The organism is Pseudomonas sp. B21-021 (genome assembly GCF_024749205.1).
GTDB lineage: Bacteria > Pseudomonadota > Gammaproteobacteria > Pseudomonadales > Pseudomonadaceae > Aquipseudomonas > Aquipseudomonas paraglycinae.
Map to the genome: position 1 here is coordinate 2,017,497 of NZ_CP087192.1, position 17,900 is coordinate 2,035,396.

Below are 17,900 nucleotides of genomic sequence, written 5' to 3' on the forward strand. Positions count from 1 at the left end.
GTGTTTTCCTCTTCAGATGACGGCAACCGGACGCACTTCGGCGGCCAGCAAACGCTTGATTTCCGGGACGCAGGAACCGCATTGCGTGCCGCACCCCAACTTGTTTTTCAAACCCTGTAGATCAAGACCTTCACGAATACCGGCGCAAACCGCGCTGTGGCCGACGTTCTTGCAGTTGCACAGGGTTTTGTCCGCCACAACCTGCGCACCTGCATTGCCCGGCGGCGCACTCATCGGTGCCAGCAGCCAGCGCCGCAGTTGTTCGTCGGCACGACCCTCCAGCCACAGGCCTTGCAACCAGTGTTGGGCAAGGGTTTCACCGGCCAGACGGATCGCGGTGATTCGTCCGTTTTCAATCCGTACCCGTTTGCCGATGGCGCGGCGAGGATCGTCATAAGCCAGCACCGGCCCGTCGATCAGGGCCAGGCACTGGTCGATTTCACGCAGCAATTGCGGCTCCGGCGCCACGGCGCTGGCTGCGCGTATCAGCAGCGCAGGCCGTTCACGTCCGACAAGGCTGAAACTTGCGTAGGAAAACGCCTCACAGAGCGGTCGAAGCGCCTCGAAATGCCGTTGAACATCGCCCTCGATCAGTGCGAACAGTTGCCATGGCAAATCCACCGGTTCTAGCCGCACACCGCTGTGCTTGAGTTCCGGCTGTTTCGACAAAGGATCGAAGGCGGGCAGGGTCAGGCTGTTCACGCCGCCCTTGAGGAAACGATCGCCCCAGTGCATCGGCAGGAACGCCTGGCCCGGACGCACGCTGTCATCGCTGGCGACCGCCACGATCACTGCGCCTCGACGACTTTTCAGATTCACCAGATCCCCCGGCTGCAAGCGGTGACGCCGCAACTCGTCAGGATGCAGACTCAACACTGCTTCGCTGACATGACCGAATAACTGCGCCGCCGTGCCGGTGCGGCTCATACCGTGCCATTGATCACGCAGGCGACCGGTGATCAGGGTCAGGGGAAAACGCGCGTCGCGTTGTTCTTTGGCGGCGCGATAGGGATCGGCAACGAACTGCGCGCGCCCGTTCGGTGTAGGAAAGATTCCGTCGCCATACAGCCGGGCTGTACCTTGGCGGGCACCAGCGGGAAAGGGCCATTGTTGTGGCCCCAGTTCATCAATCAACCCATGGCTGATCCCGGACAAATCCAGATCGCGGCCACGGGTCAGTTGTTTGTACTCGTCAAACAGCTGCGCCGGTTGTTCGAACGCAAACAGCCCCGGCTGCTGCGGGCGCAGACGCTTCTCCAGGCGTTGTGCGAAATCTACGGTGATCGCCCAGTCCGGTCGTGCTTCACCCGGTGCGGCAATGGCCTGGCGGACGTGGGAAATCCGCCGTTCGGAGTTGGTTACCGAGCCTTCCTTCTCGCCCCAACTGGCCGCCGGCAGCAGCAGATCGGCAAACGCTGCGGTTTCGGTGGTGCGAAACGCTTCCTGCAACACCACGAACGGACAGGCTTCCAGCGCGGCGCGGACGGCGTTCTGGTCCGGCATCGATTGTGCGGGGTTGGTGCAGGCAATCCACAACGCCTTGATCTTGCCGTTGCGCACCTGTTCAAACAGTTCGATGGCGCTGAGACCGGTATTTTCCGGCAGTTTATCCACACCCCAATACGCCGCCACTTCAGCGCGGTGCTCTGGATTGGCGACTTCACGGTGACCGGGCAACAGATTGGAAAGGCTGCCGGTTTCGCGCCCGCCCATGGCATTCGGCTGACCGGTCAGGGAGAAAGGTCCTGCACCCGGCCGGCCGATTTGCCCGGTGGCCAGGTGCAGATTGATCAGCGCGCTGTTCTTCGCGCTGCCGGCGGTTGACTGGTTCAGGCCCATGCACCACAGCGACAGAAAACTCGGCGCGGTGCCGATCCATTCGGCGCATTGCTGCAACTGCTCGACGCTGATCCCGCACAGCTGCGAAACCATCGCCGGGGTGTAATCGCGCACCAGGCTTTTCAGCTCGGCGAGGCCTTCGGTGTGGGCCTTGATGAAGTCGCGGTCGATCCAGTCTTCCCACAACAGCAGATGCAAAATCCCATGGAACAAAGCGACATCGGTGCCCGGCAGTATCGCCAGGTGCAGGTCGGCCAGATCGCAGGTGTCGGTGCGCCGTGGGTCTATGACGACGACTTTCATTTGCGGACGGCGGGATTTTGCCTCTTCGAGACGACGAAACAGTACCGGATGGGCGTAGGCCATGTTACTGCCGACGATCACCACGCAATCGCTCAGTTCCAGGTCTTCGTAGCTGCACGGTGGTGCGTCGGCGCCGAGGCTGCGTTTGTAGCCGACCACTGCCGAAGACATGCACAGCCGCGAATTGCTGTCGATGTTGTTGGTGCCGACCAGCGCCCGCGCCAGTTTGTTGAAGGCGTAGTAATCCTCGGTCAGCAATTGCCCGGAGATGTAGAACGCCACGCTGTCCGGGCCGTGTTCGGCGATTGTTTCGGCGAAAACGTTGGTGGCGTGATCCAGCGCGGTGTCCCAGTCGCAGCGACTGCGCGCCAGGCCTTTGCCCAGGCGCAATTCCGGATATAACGCCCGTGCCGCCAGATCGCCGGTCAGGTGCAGGGTCGAGCCTTTGCTGCACAGTTTGCCGAAGTTGGCCGGATGCGCCGGATCGCCACTGACGCCGAGAATGCGCTCGCCGTCATGCTCGATCAGCACGCCGCAGCCGACCCCGCAATAGCAGCAGGTCGAGGCGGTCGTCTGGCGGTTCATCAGACGGCGTCCCGCAGGGCCAGTTGCACGCGGCCGTTCTCGACCCGGGCCGGGTGATGGTGGGCGCAGCCAACATCCGGTGCCTGGGCTTCGCCGGATTGCAGGTCGATCTGCCAGTTGTGCAGCGGGCAGGCGACGCGCTTACCGTAGATCAGGCCTTGGGACAATGGTCCGCCCTTGTGCGGGCATCGGTCATCGAGTGCGAAAACCTCGTCGTCGCTTGTGCGAAAGATCGCGATGTCACCTTTGGGCCCGGCGATGATCCGCGAACCGAGGGCGTTGATCTCTTCCAGGGCACAGATATCGAGCCAGTTCATGCCGGCACCTCCAGGTTTTTCACGGGGATCACGTCGAATTCTTTTTTCAGTTGCGGCTGGGCGAGGCGCTCTTTCCAAGGGTCCTGTTCGAACGACAGGGAGAATTGCAGGCGCTCGTTCAGGGCCTTGCGGCGTTCGGGATCTTCCAGCACGGCTTTCTTGATGTGCTCCATGCCGACCCGTTGCAGGTAGTGCACGGTGCGTTCGAGGTAGAAGGCTTCTTCGCGGTACAGCTGCAGGAACGCGCCGTTGTATTCGCGCACTTCCTCGGCGGTCTTGAGCTTGACGAAGAACTCGGCGACTTCGGTCTTGATCCCGCCGTTGCCACCGATGTACATCTCCCAGCCGGAATCGACGCCGATGATTCCTACGTCCTTGATCCCCGCTTCCGAGCAGTTGCGTGGGCATCCGGAGACCGCCAGCTTCACTTTGTGCGGCGACCACATGTTGAACAGGTCGTGTTCGAGGTCGATGCCCAACTGAGTCGAGTTCTGCGTGCCGAAGCGGCAGAACTCGCTGCCGACGCAGGTTTTCACGGTGCGGATCGATTTGCCGTAGGCGTGGCCGGATGGCATGTCGAGGTCTTTCCACACACCGGGCAGGTCCTGTTTCTTGATCCCCAGCAAGTCGATGCGCTGGCCGCCGGTGACCTTGACCATCGGCACCTGATATTTGTCCGCCACGTCGGCGATCCGCCGCAGTTCCGACGGGTTGGTCACGCCGCCCCACATCCGTGGCACCACCGAATAGGTGCCGTCCTTCTGAATGTTGGCGTGGGCCCGTTCGTTGATCAGGCGCGACTGCGGATCGTCCTTGGCCTCGCCGGGCCAAGTGGAAATCAGGTAGTAGTTTAGGGCCGGGCGGCAGGTAGCGCAGCCGTTCGGGGTGCGCCAGTTGAGGTAGCTCATGGTGCCGGCGATGGTCAGCAGATGCTGTTCGCGAATCGCCTGGCGGATCTGGCCATGGTTGAGGTCGCTGCAACCGCAGATGGCTTTTTCGCTTTTCGGTTTGACGTCGGCTGCACCGCCAACGGTGTTGATCAGGATCTGCTCGACCAGTCCGGCGCAGGAGCCGCAGGAGCTGGCGGCCTTGGTGTGTTTCTTCACTTCGTCGACGCTGAACAGGCCGTGTTCCTGAATCGCCTTGACGATGGTGCCCTTGCACACGCCGTTGCAGCCGCAGACTTCGGCGTTGTCGGCCATGCTCATGGCTTTGTCCTGGCCTTGATGTCCTACATCGCCCAAGGCGTTTTCGCCAAACATCAAGTGATCGCGGATCTCGCCGATGGCGTGATTCTCACGAATCTGCCGGAAATACCAACCGCCATCTGCCGTATCGCCGTACAGACAAGCGCCGACCAGCACGTCATCCTTGATCACCAGTTTTTTGTACACCCCGCCGATCGGGTCGGAGAGGGTGATGGTCTCGGTGCCTTCGCCGCCCATGAAGTCGCCGGCGGAAAACAGGTCGATGCCGGTGACTTTCAATTTGGTCGACGTCACCGAGCCCTGATAGCGGGCGAAACCCAGTTGAGCCAGGTGATTGGCACAGACCTTGGCCTGTTCGAACAGCGGCGCGACAAGGCCGTAGGCGATGCCACGGTGGCTCGCGCACTCGCCGATGGCATAGATGCGCGGGTCGTAGGTTTGCAGGGTGTCGTTGACCAGAATCCCGCGATTGCACGGGATGCCGGCCTTTTCCGCGAGTTCGGTATTGGGGCGGATGCCGGCGGCCATGACCACCAGATCGGCAGGGATGATGTCGCCGTTCTTGAATTGCACCGAGCCGACGCGACCGTTGCCGGCGTCGTGCAGGGCGTGGGTCTGTTCGCACAGGCGAAAGTGCAGGCCACGGGACTCGAGGGCGGTTTGCAGGAGCTGGCCGCTGGTCTTGTCCAGTTGCCGCTCCAGCAGCCATTCACCGAGGTGCACCACGGTGACGTGCATGCCGCGCAGCATCAGGCCGTTGGCGGCTTCGAGGCCGAGCAGGCCGCCGCCGATCACCACGGCGTGCTTGTGGGTTTTTGCGGTGTCGATCATGGCCTGGGTGTCGGCGATGTCGCGGTAACCGATCACGCCCTGCAAGGTGTTGCCGGGGATCGGCAGGATGAACGGGGTCGAGCCGGTGGCGATCAGCAGGCGATCGTATTCGGCCTCGGTGCCGTCTTCGGCGATCACCCGGCGTTTGACCCGGTCGATCTCCACCACTTTGCGGTTGAGCAGCAGTTTGATGTTGTTTTCCAGGTACCAGTCGAGGTCGTTGAGCACGATCTCTTCAAAGGTCTGTTCGCCAGCCAGTACCGGCGACAACAGGATGCGGTTGTAGTTGGTGTGCGGTTCGGCGCCGAAGACCGTGATGTCGTACAGCTCGTTGCTCAGCTTGAGCAGTTCTTCCAGGGTGCGAACCCCGGCCATGCCGTTGCCGATCATCACCAGTTTGAGTTTTTTCATCAGGTTCTCCGGGAGCATCGGGCTTGCCTCTTGTGGGCAGTCAGGCCTTGCTCGACAAAAATGGCGCAAACAAAAAAGGCGTCCCGCCAGTTACCTAGCGAGGACGCCTTTGTCCTTGTCCCGTTCTCTCGGGAAGCCTGGCCTTCGTCGTTGAAGGTCGGGCTTTATGTCAGTTGAAAACGTTAATGCAGTGGTTGTGCCAAGTCGCGGCGGGCCGCGAATTCACTGGGGTAAAGCTGGAATTGGCCAGATGTTCGTTGTGGTTTTTGCACTGAATGGAAGCGGCACGCCCGTTAATGGAGCGCCGCATCAGCCATGAAACAGCAGAAACAGCAGGACCAGATTGCCCAGCAGTGCCAGTAACGCCAGTGTCCGCCAGACCTTCAGCGGCTCACGTTCCAGCAAGGGGCGAGGGCGCACACTCAGGCTGCGGCGCTCACCTTGCTCCAGAATCAGCAACCATTCCTCGGCGGTTTCATAGCGTTGCAAAGGATCGGTCGCCACACCGCGCTCCAGACACTGCGCCAGCCACTCCGGCAGATCCGGGCGATAGCGACCGGCACTCACCGGCACCCCGAAACGCGGGCGCTGGAAGGCTTCGATCTCGCCGTAGGGAAAATGCCCGGTGAGCAAAAAATACAAAGTCACGCCCACCGCATACAGATCCTGTTGTGCGCTGGGTGCTTCACCCTGAAAGGCTTCCGGCGCGATGTAGCTCGGGGTCCCTGGCAAGGTTGACGGTGCGTCCTGCGACAGACCGGGGCAATACGCCAGACCGAAATCCAGCAGACGCAACTCGCCGTCGTCCCCCAGGTGCAAATTTTCCGGTTTGATGTCGCGGTGCAGGATCTGCCGTCGATGCAACAGGCCGACAGCCCGCAGCAGGCGTTCGGCCAGATCCTGCCACTGAGCCAGTGGCAGCGGGCCGCTTTGCTCGAACAACTGAGCCAGGGTCGTCCCCGAGTATTCACGCATCACGTAGTACAAATGCTGACGCTGGCCGGCGCTATGGACTTCAGGGAAGTGCCGCCCGGCGACGCGTTTGAGAAACCATTCCTCCGCCAGCAAGGCCTGACCGGCCTGGGCATCGTCTGCCAGTTGTGCAGGCAGCGTCTTCAAAAGCCAGGTCTGGCCCTGACCATCGAGCACGCGATACAGCAATGATTGCTGGCTCTGACCGACGATCCCTTGCACCTGCCAGCCTTCGAATGCCTGACCCGGTTTCAACGGCGGGGGCAGCGGCCACTGCTGCAAATGAATCAGTGCATCGCCAAGGCTGGCCTCGCCGACAGCATCCACTCGCACCAACAGCGCGCTGGCGTTGTCCTGGCTGCCGGCCAGATGCGCGGCGTTGACCAACGTTTGCGCCGCACTGTGCAGATCCGGCTGATCGCGCAGAATTCCGGCGATGGTGGTATCGCCGAGCGCCGCCCACACGCCATCACTGAGCAGCACGAAACATTCGCCGTCACGCAGTTCGCCATCAAGAAAGTCCAGCACCAGATGCTGATCCAGCCCCAATGCCCGCTTGAGCACATGCTGCATGCCCGGTTGGTCCCAGACGTGATCCTCGCTGATCCGCTGCAAGTTCTCGGCATGCCAGCGATAGACCCGGCAATCACCGACATGCGCCAAGGTAAACCGCCGGCCGCGCAGGACCAGCGCACTGACCGTGGTGAGCAGCGGCTGACCGCCACCGTTGGCCTGCAACCAGCGGTTTTGCGCGAGCAACAGACGATCGAGGGCCTGGGCCACGCTCCAGGTTTCCGGGGTGGCGTAGTAGTCCAGTGCCAGCGCCTGCAAGGTCGAACGCGCGGCCAGCCCGCCATCGGCACACTGGCTGACGCCGTCGGCGATGGCGAACAGAAACCCCTTGCTGGCAGCCAGCGCCGGGGCCGGGGTCACCAGGCGCAAAGCGTCCTGGTTTTCCGCGCGGGGGCCGGTGGCGCTGGCTTCGGCGAAGCTCAGTTGCAGAGCCATTCGGGCCTCAGACCCGGGCAGCGGTCACGGCCGCCGAACCCCAGGTGGTTCTCCAGCGACGTTTGACCCCGTGCAGACCGAACCACGCCAACACGCCAAGGCTGGCGAACAGCCAAAGCGCCAGTTGATAGCTGCCGGTGCTCTGTTTGATCGCGCCCATGCCGGCCGCCAGGGCAAAACCGCCGATGCCGCCGGCCATCCCAATCAGGCCAGTCATCACACCGATCTCGCGACGGAAACGTTGCGGCACCAGTTGGAACACCGCGCCATTACCCGCGCCGAGACCGAGCATGGTGCAGACGAAAAGTGCCAGTGCCGCGTAGGAACTTGGCAGGTTGAAGCCGACCGCTGCGATACAAACTGCGGCCACCGTGTACATCGCCAAAAGCGTGCGAATCCCACCGAAACGATCAGCCAGCGCGCCGCCCAGTGGACGCATCAGGCTGCCGCCGAACACGCAGGCCGCGGTGTAATAACCGGCGGTCACCGGGCTCAGGCCGTATTGATCGTTGAAGTAACCGGGCAGGGCGCTGGCCAGGCCGATGAAGCCGCCGAAGGTCACGCTGTAGAAAAACATGAACCACCAGCTGTCACGGTCGCCCAGGGCCTTGAAGTAGTCGGCCATGGATTTGGCTTTCGGCCGCTCCGGCGCATTTTTCGCCAGCCAGGCGAACAGCACCAGCGTCAGGATCAGCGGAATCAGGGCGAAACCGAATACATTGCTCCAGCCAAACGCCGCCGCGAGTACCGGGGCGATCAGTGCCGCGAACACGGTCCCGGAGTTGCCGGCCCCGGCGATGCCCATCGCCTTGCCCTGATGCTCCGGTGGATACCACTGCGAGGCCAAGGGCAGGGCCACGGCGAACGAGGCGCCGGCCATGCCGAGGAACAGACCGAGCAGCAGGGCCTGTTCGTAACTGTGGATGCCGAGTTTCCAGGCACCGAACAGTGCGCAGATCACGATCACCTGGCCGATCAGCCCGGCGGTCTTCGGCGACAGGCGATCGGCGAGCATGCCCATCGCAAAACGCAGTACCGCGCCGGCCAGAATCGGCGTGGCCACCACGAGACCGCGCTGCTGGGTGGTCAGGTGCAGGTCGGCGGCAATCTGCACCGCCAGCGGGCCGAGCAGGTACCAGACCATGAAGCTCAGGTCGAAATACAGGAAGGCCGCGAACAGGGTCGGGGTGTGGCCGGATTTCCAGAAGCTTTTATTCATCGCGCACCTCAGCTGTAGAGAATCTCGAGAAGGAGTCAGAACCAGCACAGTGGGGCGCCACCACGGCCGCACCACCGGCCCCGGGCTGTGGGGCCAAAACGCAAAAACGCCGCTACCCGGATCGCCGAAAGGGGCGAAGAAGGTGAGCGACGTCTTTGTCGTAGGTGGGGCAACCGCCGTTGGTTACCTGTGGGGATTGCTTAGCGAGATTTGTGCCACATCGATGTGGCTCGTTCCCATGCTCTGCGTGGGAACGCATTCGGTGACGCTCTGCGTCATGCTCTGAAGCGGACGCGGAGCGTCCATGGCTGCATTCCCACGCGGAGCGTGGGAACGATCAAGGCAGGGCAGGGCTTCAGCCAAGCAACTCGCTCATGGCAATGATCTGTTCCGCCACCTGAATCAGTTTCTGCTGGCGGCTCATGGCCTGGCGGCGCATCAGGGTGTAGGCCTCTTCTTCGTTGCAGTCCTTCATTTTCATCAACAAACCCTTGGCCAGTTCGATGCGCTTGCGCTCGGCCAGTTGCTGGTCGCGGGCCTGTAGCTGGGCGCGCAGGGCCTGGTCGCTTTCGAAGCGGGCCATGGCCACGTCGAGAATCGGCTGCAAGCGTTGTGCGTGAATGCCCTCGACGATGTAGGCACTGACCCCGGACTTGATCGCCTGACGCATTACGCCGGGATCGTGCTCGTCGGTGAACATCACGATCGGCCGCGGCTGGTCGCGGCTGACCAGCACCACTTGCTCCATCACATCGCGGCTCGGTGACTCGGTATCGATCAGGATCACGTCCGGACGCACCGTTTCGACGCGCGCCGGCAGGTCGATGGTCAGGCCCGACTCGTCGATCACCTCGAAACCGGCCTCGGTCAGCGCAGCTTTCAGGCGTCCGACTTTTTTTGCGGTGTCGTTGATCAGCAGAATGCGCAGCATGTTCGCGGTCTCCTGTCAGCGGTGGGCGAGAAGGGGCGCGCTGTCGCTCAGCGCGTGGAGCTTGAAGCTCCGGGCATAGGCGGCCGGGTCGCTGCCGTCCCAGATTTTGCCGTCGATCAACTGGCTGCTGCGCATGTCCTTGCCCCAGGCCGCGACGCCCACAGCAGTCGCCGCGTCGCGATAGATCTCCAGTTGCTGCACCTGACGGGCGACGGCGAGGTAATCCGGGTCATCGCGCAGCAAACCCCAACGGCGAAACTGAGTCATGAACCACATGCCATCCGAGAGATACGGCAGGTTCACCGCGCCATCGCCGTGAAAGCGCAGGGCGTGCGGGTCCTGCCAACTGTTGCCGAGGCCATCGTCGTAGTCGCCGAGAAAGCGTGGTTCGATGCAGGAAACCGGGGCGTCGAGGTATTCCGGGGCGCTCAGCAACTGCGCGGTGCTGCGGCGGTTTTCCGGGCTTTCTTCGATGAAACGGCTGGCTTCGAGGATCGCCATCACCAGCGCGCGGGCGGTGTTGGGGTACTGCTCGACGAAGGCGCGAGTGCAGCCGAGGACTTTTTCCGGGTGATCGGGCCAGATGGTCTGGCTGGTGGCCAGCGTGAAACCGAGATCCTGCTGCACGGCGCTGGCCGCCCACGGCTCGCCAACGCAGAGGCCATCGATGCGTCCGGCCTGCAAGTGCGCGACCATTTGCGGCGGCGGCACCACCACGCTGTCGACATCCTGCAACGGATGGATGCCCTGGCTCGCCAGCCAGTAATACAGCCACATGGCATGGGTGCCGGTCGGGAAGGTCTGGGCGAAGGTCAGTTTTGCGCGGGTTTGGTGCACATGGTGGTGCAGCGCTTCAGGACCGGTCACGCCCAGGCCCTGCAAACCGTGGGACAGGTTGAGGCTCTGGCCGTTTTGATTCAGGCCCATCAGCACCGCCATGTCGGTCGACGCGACACCGCCGATGCCCAGATGCACCGCGTAGATCAGGCCGTAAAGGCTGTGGGCGGCATCGAGTTCGCCGCTGACCAGGTTGTCCCGCAGGTTGGCCCAGGAACTCTGGCGCTTGAGATTCAGGGTCAGGCCGTAAGGCTGAGCAAAGCCCTGAGTGGCCGCGACCACCAGCGAGGCGCAGTCGCTCAGGGCCATGAAACCGAGGTTGATCGCGCTTTTTTCCGGGGCATCGCTGCCGTTGACCCAGGCCAGCGGCCCGGCGGAGGTTTGAGTCATGAAAGCCACCCTCAAAAAAAACGTCGTCCCGGGCTTTGCCCGCGCAAAACCGAGAGACGACGCCATTGTCCTTGCCTGCACGCCACCATTGGCCTGCGGGCTGATGTCGAGGAAGGTGCAAGGCATATGCCATGCGCACGGATTTACCCGTGCGCCTCGCGCGGCGGGGCGATGCCCGGCTATAATCGCCGCCTCTTTTCGCCGCCCGAGTCATAGCCGCCCATGTACACCCTGGCCCGTCAGCTGTTGTTCAAACTTTCCCCGGAAACCTCCCACGATCTGTCGCTGGATCTGATCGGCGCGGGCGGGCGTTTGGGCCTCAACGGCTTGCTGTGCAAGGCGCCGGCGTCGCTGCCGGTGAATGTCATGGGCCTGGAGTTCCCGAACCCTGTGGGTCTGGCGGCCGGTCTGGACAAGAACGGCGCGGCCATCGACGGCTTTGCGCAGCTGGGTTTCGGTTTTGTCGAAATCGGCACTGTGACCCCGCGTCCGCAGCCGGGCAACCCGAAACCACGGATTTTCCGCCTGCCGGAAGCCGAGGCGATCATCAACCGCATGGGTTTCAACAACCTCGGTGTGGATAACCTGCTGGCGCGGGTGGCGGCGGCCAAATACAAAGGCGTGCTGGGGATCAACATCGGCAAGAACTTCGACACCCCGGTCGAGCGCGCGGTGGATGATTACCTGATCTGTCTGGACAAGGTCTACGCCCACGCCAGCTACATCACGGTCAACGTCAGCTCGCCGAACACTCCGGGCCTGCGCAGCCTGCAATTCGGTGATTCGCTCAAGCAGTTGCTGGCGGACCTGGCCACGCGCCGCGCCGAGCTGGCTCTGCGCCACGGCAAGCATGTACCGCTGGCAATCAAGATCGCGCCGGACATGACCGACGAAGAAACCGCGCAGGTTGCGCAAGCGCTGATCGAAACCGGGATGGACGCGGTGATCGCCACCAACACCACCCTCAGCCGCGTGGGCGTCGAAGGCATGGAACACGGTGACGAGGCGGGCGGTCTGTCCGGCGCGCCGGTGCGTGAGAAGAGCACCCACACCGTGAAAGTGCTGGCGTCCGAGCTGGGCGGCAAACTGCCGATCATCGCGGCGGGCGGTATCACCGAAGGCAAGCATGCGGCCGAGAAGATCGCTGCCGGCGCGAGCCTGGTGCAGATCTACTCCGGCTTCATCTATAAGGGCCCGGCGCTGATCCGCGAGTCCGTGGACGCGATCGCCGCCAAGCGCTGATCGACGGAAATAAAAGGCAGGCATAAAAAAGGGCTCCTCGAAGGAGCCCCTGGGCCGTAGCCCGCCGTCCGGGAAGGACGTGCATGGTGATCAGTGTGTTGCGAAATCAGATTGTCGTGTCGGAATAAGTGCCCTGTGTCAGCCGACGGCGTGAAGTTCGTTGAGTCTGTGGATTCCCGCAGTGCCGGTCATACCGTCCCAGTTGTCGCCGCGTCCTTCTCGCCAGCCGTTGATCCAGGCTTGACGTACCGACGGTAGAGTAAATGGGCAAAGCTCACGGGATTTGCCACCAACGCCATATTGATATCCGCGCAAAAATGCTCTTTCCAACGGATCACGCTTAAGTCTTCTCATAGGGTGTTTCCCTCACTTGTTGACTGTTTTTGTCGCGTCGACCTCAATTGAGGTCTGGCAGAAAAACTCTGCCGTTGGCGGCTCGCTGCCGGCGTGGCGAGCCAAGGTGTTGACGCCGTTGCGACGTCAACCTGTGTCCAGTTCTAACCAATGAGTCACATCGATGGAATGACCGTTTTGTCATAAGGACGTAACGAAAAAGATGCTATGGCCATAAGTAACCGCGTATTTATCCAGTGTTTGTTGGCCAAACCCCGGTATGATCGGCCCCGCGCTGGATGATGAGGTTAATCCTTTAGTGAGAATGACCCACGTTTGCGCTGGGGTACTATTCGACGAAGGGTTGCTTTGAGTCATTTTGTTGCTTCAACTTTTTTATCTGTCCCGGCATCTAAGCTCTTTTAACCCGAGCAGCGGGGATGGAACGGCACACCTTCGTGCCACGCGGGCGCTCTTGTAGAAAAGCGCCTGATTGAAAACCGGATCGGCAATGCGTTGCCGGTTCATTAGCCAAAGGCTCTGGAAAAACCATGTCCGACCGTTTCGAACTCTTCCTCACTTGCCCCAAAGGCCTTGAAGGCCTGCTCATCGAGGAAGCCGTCGGGCTTGGCCTTGAAGAGGCCCGCGAACACACCTCCGCCGTGCGTGGCATGGCGACCATGGAAACCGCTTATCGCCTGTGCCTCTGGTCGCGTCTGGCCAACCGGGTGCTGCTGGTGCTCAAGCGTTTCCCGATGAAAAACGCCGAAGACCTGTACCACGGCGTACTCGACGTCGACTGGCAGGATCACACGCTGGCCGACGGCACCTTGGCCGTGGAATTCAGCGGCCACGGTTCGGGCATCGACAACACCCACTTCGGCGCCCTGAAGGTCAAGGACGCCATCGTCGACAAACTGCGTACCCCGCAGGGCGACCGCCCAAGCATCGACAAGCTCAACCCGGACCTGCGCATTCACCTGCGCCTGGATCGCGGCGAAGCGATTCTGTCCCTCGACCTCTCCGGCCACAGCCTGCACCAGCGCGGCTACCGCTTGCAGCAGGGCGCTGCGCCGCTGAAGGAAAACCTGGCGGCCGCGATCCTGATCCGTTCCGGCTGGCCGCGCATTGCCGCCGAAGGTGGCGCGCTGGCCGACCCGATGTGCGGTGTCGGCACGTTCCTGGTCGAAGCCGGCATGATCGCCGCCGACATGGCGCCGAACCTGCGTCGTGAGCAGTGGGGCTTCACCGCCTGGCTCGGTCACGTACCGGCGCTGTGGAAAAAACTGCATGAAGAAGCGGTCGAGCGTGCTGCTGCCGGTCTGGCCAAGCCGCCGCTGTGGATTCGTGGTTATGAAGCCGACCCACGCCTTATTCAACCGGGCCGCAACAACGTCGAACGCGCCGGCCTGAGCGAGTGGATCAAGATCTATCAGGGCGAAGTGGCGACCTTCGAGCCGCGTCCGGACCAGAACCAGAAAGGCCTGGTCATCTGCAACCCGCCGTACGGCGAGCGTCTGGGTGATGAAGCCAGCCTGTTGTACCTCTACCAGAACCTTGGCGAGCGTCTGCGTCAGGCCTGCCTGAACTGGGAAGCGGCGGTGTTTACCGGTGCGCCGGATCTGGGCAAGCGCATGGGCATCCGCAGCCACAAACAGTATTCGTTCTGGAACGGCGCGCTGCCGTGCAAGCTGCTGTTGATCAAAGTCCTGCCGGATCAGTTCGTCACCGGCGAGCGCCGCACCCCGGAACAACGTCAGGCCGAGCGCGAGCAAGCCGCCTACGATCAGACGCCGAACGAGCCGCAAGAGCGCAAGTTCAACAAGAACGGCAACCCGATCAAACCGACGCCGGCCCCGGCGCCAGTGATCGAGCAACCGCGCCTGAGCGAAGGCGGGCAGATGTTTGCCAACCGCCTGCAGAAGAACCTCAAGGCGATGGGCAAGTGGGTCAAGCGCGAAGGCATCGACTGCTACCGCGTCTACGATGCGGACATGCCGGAATACGCCATGGCCATCGACCTGTACCACGACTGGGTGCACGTTCAGGAATACGCCGCGCCGAAGTCGATCGACCCGGAAAAAGCCTCGATCCGCATGTTCGACGCGCTGGCGGCCATTCCGCAGGCGCTGAACATCGACAAGAGCCGCGTGGTGGTCAAGCGCCGCGAGCGTCAGAGCGGCACCAAGCAGTACGAGCGTCAGGCGGCCCAGGGCAAGTTCAATGAAGTGACCGAGGGCGGCGTGAAGTTGCTGGTCAACCTCACCGACTACCTCGACACCGGGTTGTTCCTCGATCACCGGCCGATGCGCATGCGGATCCAGAAAGAAGCCGCCGGCAAGCGCTTCCTCAACCTGTTCTGCTACACCGCGACCGCCAGCGTCCACGCGGCCAAGGGCGGCGCGCGCAGCACCACCAGCGTCGACCTGTCGAAAACCTACCTCGACTGGGCGCGCCGCAACCTGTCGCTCAACGGCTTCTCCGACAAGAACCGTCTGGAGCAGGGCGATGTGATGGCGTGGCTGGAGAATTCCCGCGACGAATACGACCTGATCTTCATCGATCCGCCGACATTCTCCAACTCCAAGCGCATGGAAGGCATCTTCGACGTGCAGCGTGACCAGGTGCAGTTGATCGACCTGGCCATGGCCCGTCTGGCAGCGGGCGGGGTGTTGTATTTCTCCAACAACTTCCGCAAGTTCCAGCTCGAAGACAACCTGGCCGAGCGTTACGCGGTCGAGGAAATCACCGCCAGCACCATCGACCCGGATTTCGCCCGCAACGGCAAGATCCACCGCGCCTGGAAAATCACGGCTCGTTGACACTCTGCAAAATTGGATCCACAGAGCCTTGATTTTTAAAGGCTCTTGGATCCGTTCAGAGCTAGCCAAATTAGTGGCTAATAGCTATAACTCACACACGGCCGATGGGGTTTTTCCCGCAGATGCTGACGTAGTGAGTGGCTTTTATGTCGTTGCACCCCGTGCGCCCGAAGATATTGGGTTTTATCAGCGAAGAAGTCTCGGCCTGGCTGGTCGCGCTGCTGGTATTGCTCGCCGGCGGGATTCTCACGGGGCTGCTCGCCTGGGGCACCCTCAATCAGTTTCACAGCCAGTTGCGCCAACGCTTTCAGCTGCTGGCCAACGAGCGCTACAGCCGCATCGAAGAACGTTTTCAGGATCAGGAGCAACGCCTCGACGGCTTGCGCCGGTTCTTCGCCAACTCTGAATCGGTGTCTCGCGCCGAATTCGACGGCTACACCCAACCTTTATTACTGCGCACCCAGGCCTATTCGTTCGCCCTGCGGGTGAGCGGCGCCGAGCGTGCAGCCTTTGAACAGCGGGCGCGGGATGAAGGCCTGAGCACCTTCAGCGTGCGCGAACTCAATGCCCGCGGCGAACTGCAACTGGCTTCGGCCCGCGATGAATACGTAGTGGTGTTGTACAGCCAGACCCAGAGCCGGCTCGGCTCGCCGCTGGGTTACGACTTGCTGGCCCAGCCGCTGCGCCGCACGACCTTGGAGCGCGCCGACCAGATTGGCGGCCTGGCGGTCTCGCAGCCGATGCATCTGGTGGCGATCGAGCCGGCCTACGCGCGCGGCGTGCTGTTGGTCGGGCCGGTGGTGCGTCCCGGCGAGACAAAGTCATTCGGCTACGTGATGGCCGTCATCAGCATGCGTCAGCTGCTGGCGGACGGTTTGCCGGATGCGTTCCATGATTATCTGTCGGTGCGCATTCTTGATCTGTCTACCAACGATCAGCATGAAGTGCTGTTCGAATCGACCAATGAGCCGGCGCCGAGCGATCTGTCCGCTACCCGGCTGGTGCGCATGGCCGATCACGACTATCAGGTGGATATCCTGCCCAGCGAGGCGTTCATGCAAGCCAACCATTCGTCGGTTGGCAGCGTAGTGGTGCTGGGCGGATTGCTCAGTCTGCTGCTGAGCGCGCTGCTTTATGTGCTGGTCAGTCAGCGCCAGCGTGCGTTGCGCATGGTCGAGTTGCGCACTCAGGAACTGCATGAGCGTGAACAGGAACTGCGCGGCACCCACGGCCAGTTGCGCGGGGTGCTCAACGCGGCGACCCAAGTGGCAATCATCGCCACCGACCTGCGCGGGGTGATCAACACCTTCAACCCCGGCGCCGAACAGATGCTCGGTTATATCAGCAGCGAAGTGGTCGGCCACATGACCCTGGAAAACCTGCACTTTCCCCGGGAACTGGTGGCCCGCGCGGCGGAGCTCAGCGCTCGTTATGGCAAAACCATTCCGACCTGTCAGGCGATGCTGGTGGAGGGTGGCGAAGTCGGCGGGCACGAGGCGCGGGAATGGACGCTGGTGCGCAAAGACGGCAGCCACATCCCAGTGAACATGCTGGCCACGCCGGTGCTGGACGAGCAGGGGCTGTGGGTCGGGCATCTGGCGATCTGCATCGACATCACCGAGCGCAAGCGCGTGCATGAAGCGCTGGCCGCGCGGGACGTGTTGTTGAAGAAACTCAGCGCCCACGTTCCCGGCGGGATCTATCAATTCAAGATGGAGTTCGACGGTCGCTTCAGCGTGATCTACGCCAGCGACGGCATCCGCGAGATCTACGAGCTGGAGCCGGACGTGCTGCTGCTCAACGCCGAAGCCATCTTCACCCGCATCCACCCGCAGGACGTCAGCCGCGTGCGCAAGTCGATCCGTGCCTCGGCAGACAACCTCAGCCCGTGGCGCGAGGAATACCGCGTGCAACTGCCCGAGCGCGGCCTGCGCTGGGTTCGCGGCGAGGCGACCCCGGAGGAACTGCCGGGCGGCGGCGTGCTGTGGCACGGTTATATCTCCGACATCTCCGACCTGAAGCGCGTCGAAGAAGAGTTGCGCGCGCTGTCGGTGACCGACGCACTGACCGGCATTCACAACCGGCGCTATTTCCAGGAGCGCCTGACCACCGAAATGGCCCGGGTCAAACGCGGCGGTGGCGAGCTGTCGGTGATCATGCTCGACATCGACCACTTCAAACGGATCAACGATCAGTACGGTCACGCAGCGGGCGACCGCGTGTTGCAGGCGGTCTGCGAGCGCATCGGCCATCGTCTGCGGCGTACCGACGTGTTCTGCCGGTTGGGCGGCGAAGAGTTCATGGTGCTGTGCCCGGACATCGACGGCGATCACGCGCACATGCTGGCCGAAGAGTTATGGCAAAGCCTGCGCAGTGCGCCAATCGATGTGGTGGGGGTGGTGACGGCCAGTTTCGGGATTGCCAGCTGGCGACCCGGGGAGGGCGCGGACGCTTTGTTGCTGCGGGCGGATTCCGGGGTTTATGCGGCGAAACAGGGCGGACGGGATCGGGTCGAGCGGCAGATGAACTGAGTCCCTCTGCCACCTGATCGTTCCCACGCTCTGCGTGGGAATGCCTCCGGGGACGCTCCGCGTCCAGTGACGCAGAGCGTCACGGGCTGTATTCCCACGCGGAGCGTGGGAACAATCAGGT

General features: G+C 62.4%; 11 protein-coding genes. 3 read left to right on the forward strand and 8 right to left on the reverse strand.

Annotated features, from left to right (window positions below; all coding sequences use genetic code 11):
* Nucleotides 1-12: 12 nt before the first annotated feature.
* The 7 genes from LOY31_RS09130 to LOY31_RS09160 all read right to left on the reverse strand — a co-directional run bounded on the left by LOY31_RS09130 (nt 13) and on the right by LOY31_RS09160 (nt 10,851).
* Complete coding sequence (locus tag LOY31_RS09130; protein WP_258713128.1) at nt 13-2,727, reverse strand: nitrate reductase; 2,715 nt, start codon at nt 2,725-2,727, stop codon at nt 13-15.
* Nucleotides 2,727-3,044 (reverse strand): nitrite reductase small subunit NirD, encoded by a 318-nt coding sequence (gene nirD, locus LOY31_RS09135; RefSeq protein WP_007951992.1) that lies wholly within the window; start codon nt 3,042-3,044, stop codon nt 2,727-2,729. Before nirD ends, LOY31_RS09130 begins: the two co-directional genes overlap by 1 nt.
* Nucleotides 3,041-5,494: a nitrite reductase large subunit NirB gene (nirB, locus tag LOY31_RS09140; RefSeq protein ID WP_039770178.1), complete on the reverse strand. Its 2,454-nt coding sequence runs from the start codon at nt 5,492-5,494 to the stop codon at nt 3,041-3,043. Before nirB ends, nirD begins: the two co-directional genes overlap by 4 nt.
* A 309-nt stretch (nt 5,495-5,803) precedes the next feature.
* The gene (locus LOY31_RS09145) at nt 5,804-7,474 is read right to left on the reverse strand and encodes a bifunctional protein-serine/threonine kinase/phosphatase (protein ID WP_258713129.1); all 1,671 of its coding nucleotides are present in this window, start codon (nt 7,472-7,474) and stop codon (nt 5,804-5,806) included.
* Between the two features lie 7 nt (nt 7,475-7,481).
* A complete protein-coding gene (locus LOY31_RS09150; RefSeq protein ID WP_007952035.1) occupies nt 7,482-8,693 on the reverse strand; it encodes a NarK/NasA family nitrate transporter in 1,212 nt (403 codons plus the stop codon).
* 355 nt (nt 8,694-9,048) lie between these two features.
* Entirely contained in the window at nt 9,049-9,624 is a 576-nt protein-coding gene (locus tag LOY31_RS09155) for an ANTAR domain-containing response regulator (protein ID WP_007916390.1), read from the reverse strand.
* 15 nt (nt 9,625-9,639) lie between these two features.
* Nucleotides 9,640-10,851 carry a CmpA/NrtA family ABC transporter substrate-binding protein gene (locus LOY31_RS09160; protein ID WP_221532976.1) on the reverse strand — a complete coding sequence of 404 codons (1,212 nt, stop codon included), beginning with the start codon at nt 10,849-10,851 and terminating at the stop codon, nt 9,640-9,642.
* Between the two features lie 222 nt (nt 10,852-11,073).
* Between LOY31_RS09160 and LOY31_RS09165 the strand changes: the two genes are divergently transcribed.
* Nucleotides 11,074-12,093 (forward strand): quinone-dependent dihydroorotate dehydrogenase, encoded by a 1,020-nt coding sequence (locus LOY31_RS09165; RefSeq protein ID WP_221532977.1) that lies wholly within the window; start codon nt 11,074-11,076, stop codon nt 12,091-12,093.
* A 138-nt stretch (nt 12,094-12,231) separates the two neighbouring features.
* Here the strand turns inward: LOY31_RS09165 and rmf are convergent, their stop codons facing one another.
* On the reverse strand, nt 12,232-12,447 hold the full coding sequence (gene rmf / locus LOY31_RS09170) for a ribosome modulation factor (RefSeq protein WP_003223300.1): 216 nt from the start codon (nt 12,445-12,447) through the stop codon (nt 12,232-12,234).
* 530 nt (nt 12,448-12,977) lie between these two features.
* Between rmf and rlmKL the strand changes: the two genes are divergently transcribed.
* Together rlmKL and LOY31_RS09180 are read left to right on the forward strand one after the other, a co-directional pair.
* Nucleotides 12,978-15,248 (forward strand): bifunctional 23S rRNA (guanine(2069)-N(7))-methyltransferase RlmK/23S rRNA (guanine(2445)-N(2))-methyltransferase RlmL, encoded by a 2,271-nt coding sequence (rlmKL, locus tag LOY31_RS09175; protein ID WP_258713130.1) that lies wholly within the window; start codon nt 12,978-12,980, stop codon nt 15,246-15,248.
* Nucleotides 15,249-15,394: 146 nt separating this feature from the next.
* On the forward strand, nt 15,395-17,779 hold the full coding sequence (locus LOY31_RS09180; protein WP_258713131.1) for a diguanylate cyclase: 2,385 nt from the start codon (nt 15,395-15,397) through the stop codon (nt 17,777-17,779).
* Nucleotides 17,780-17,900 lie beyond the last annotated feature (121 nt).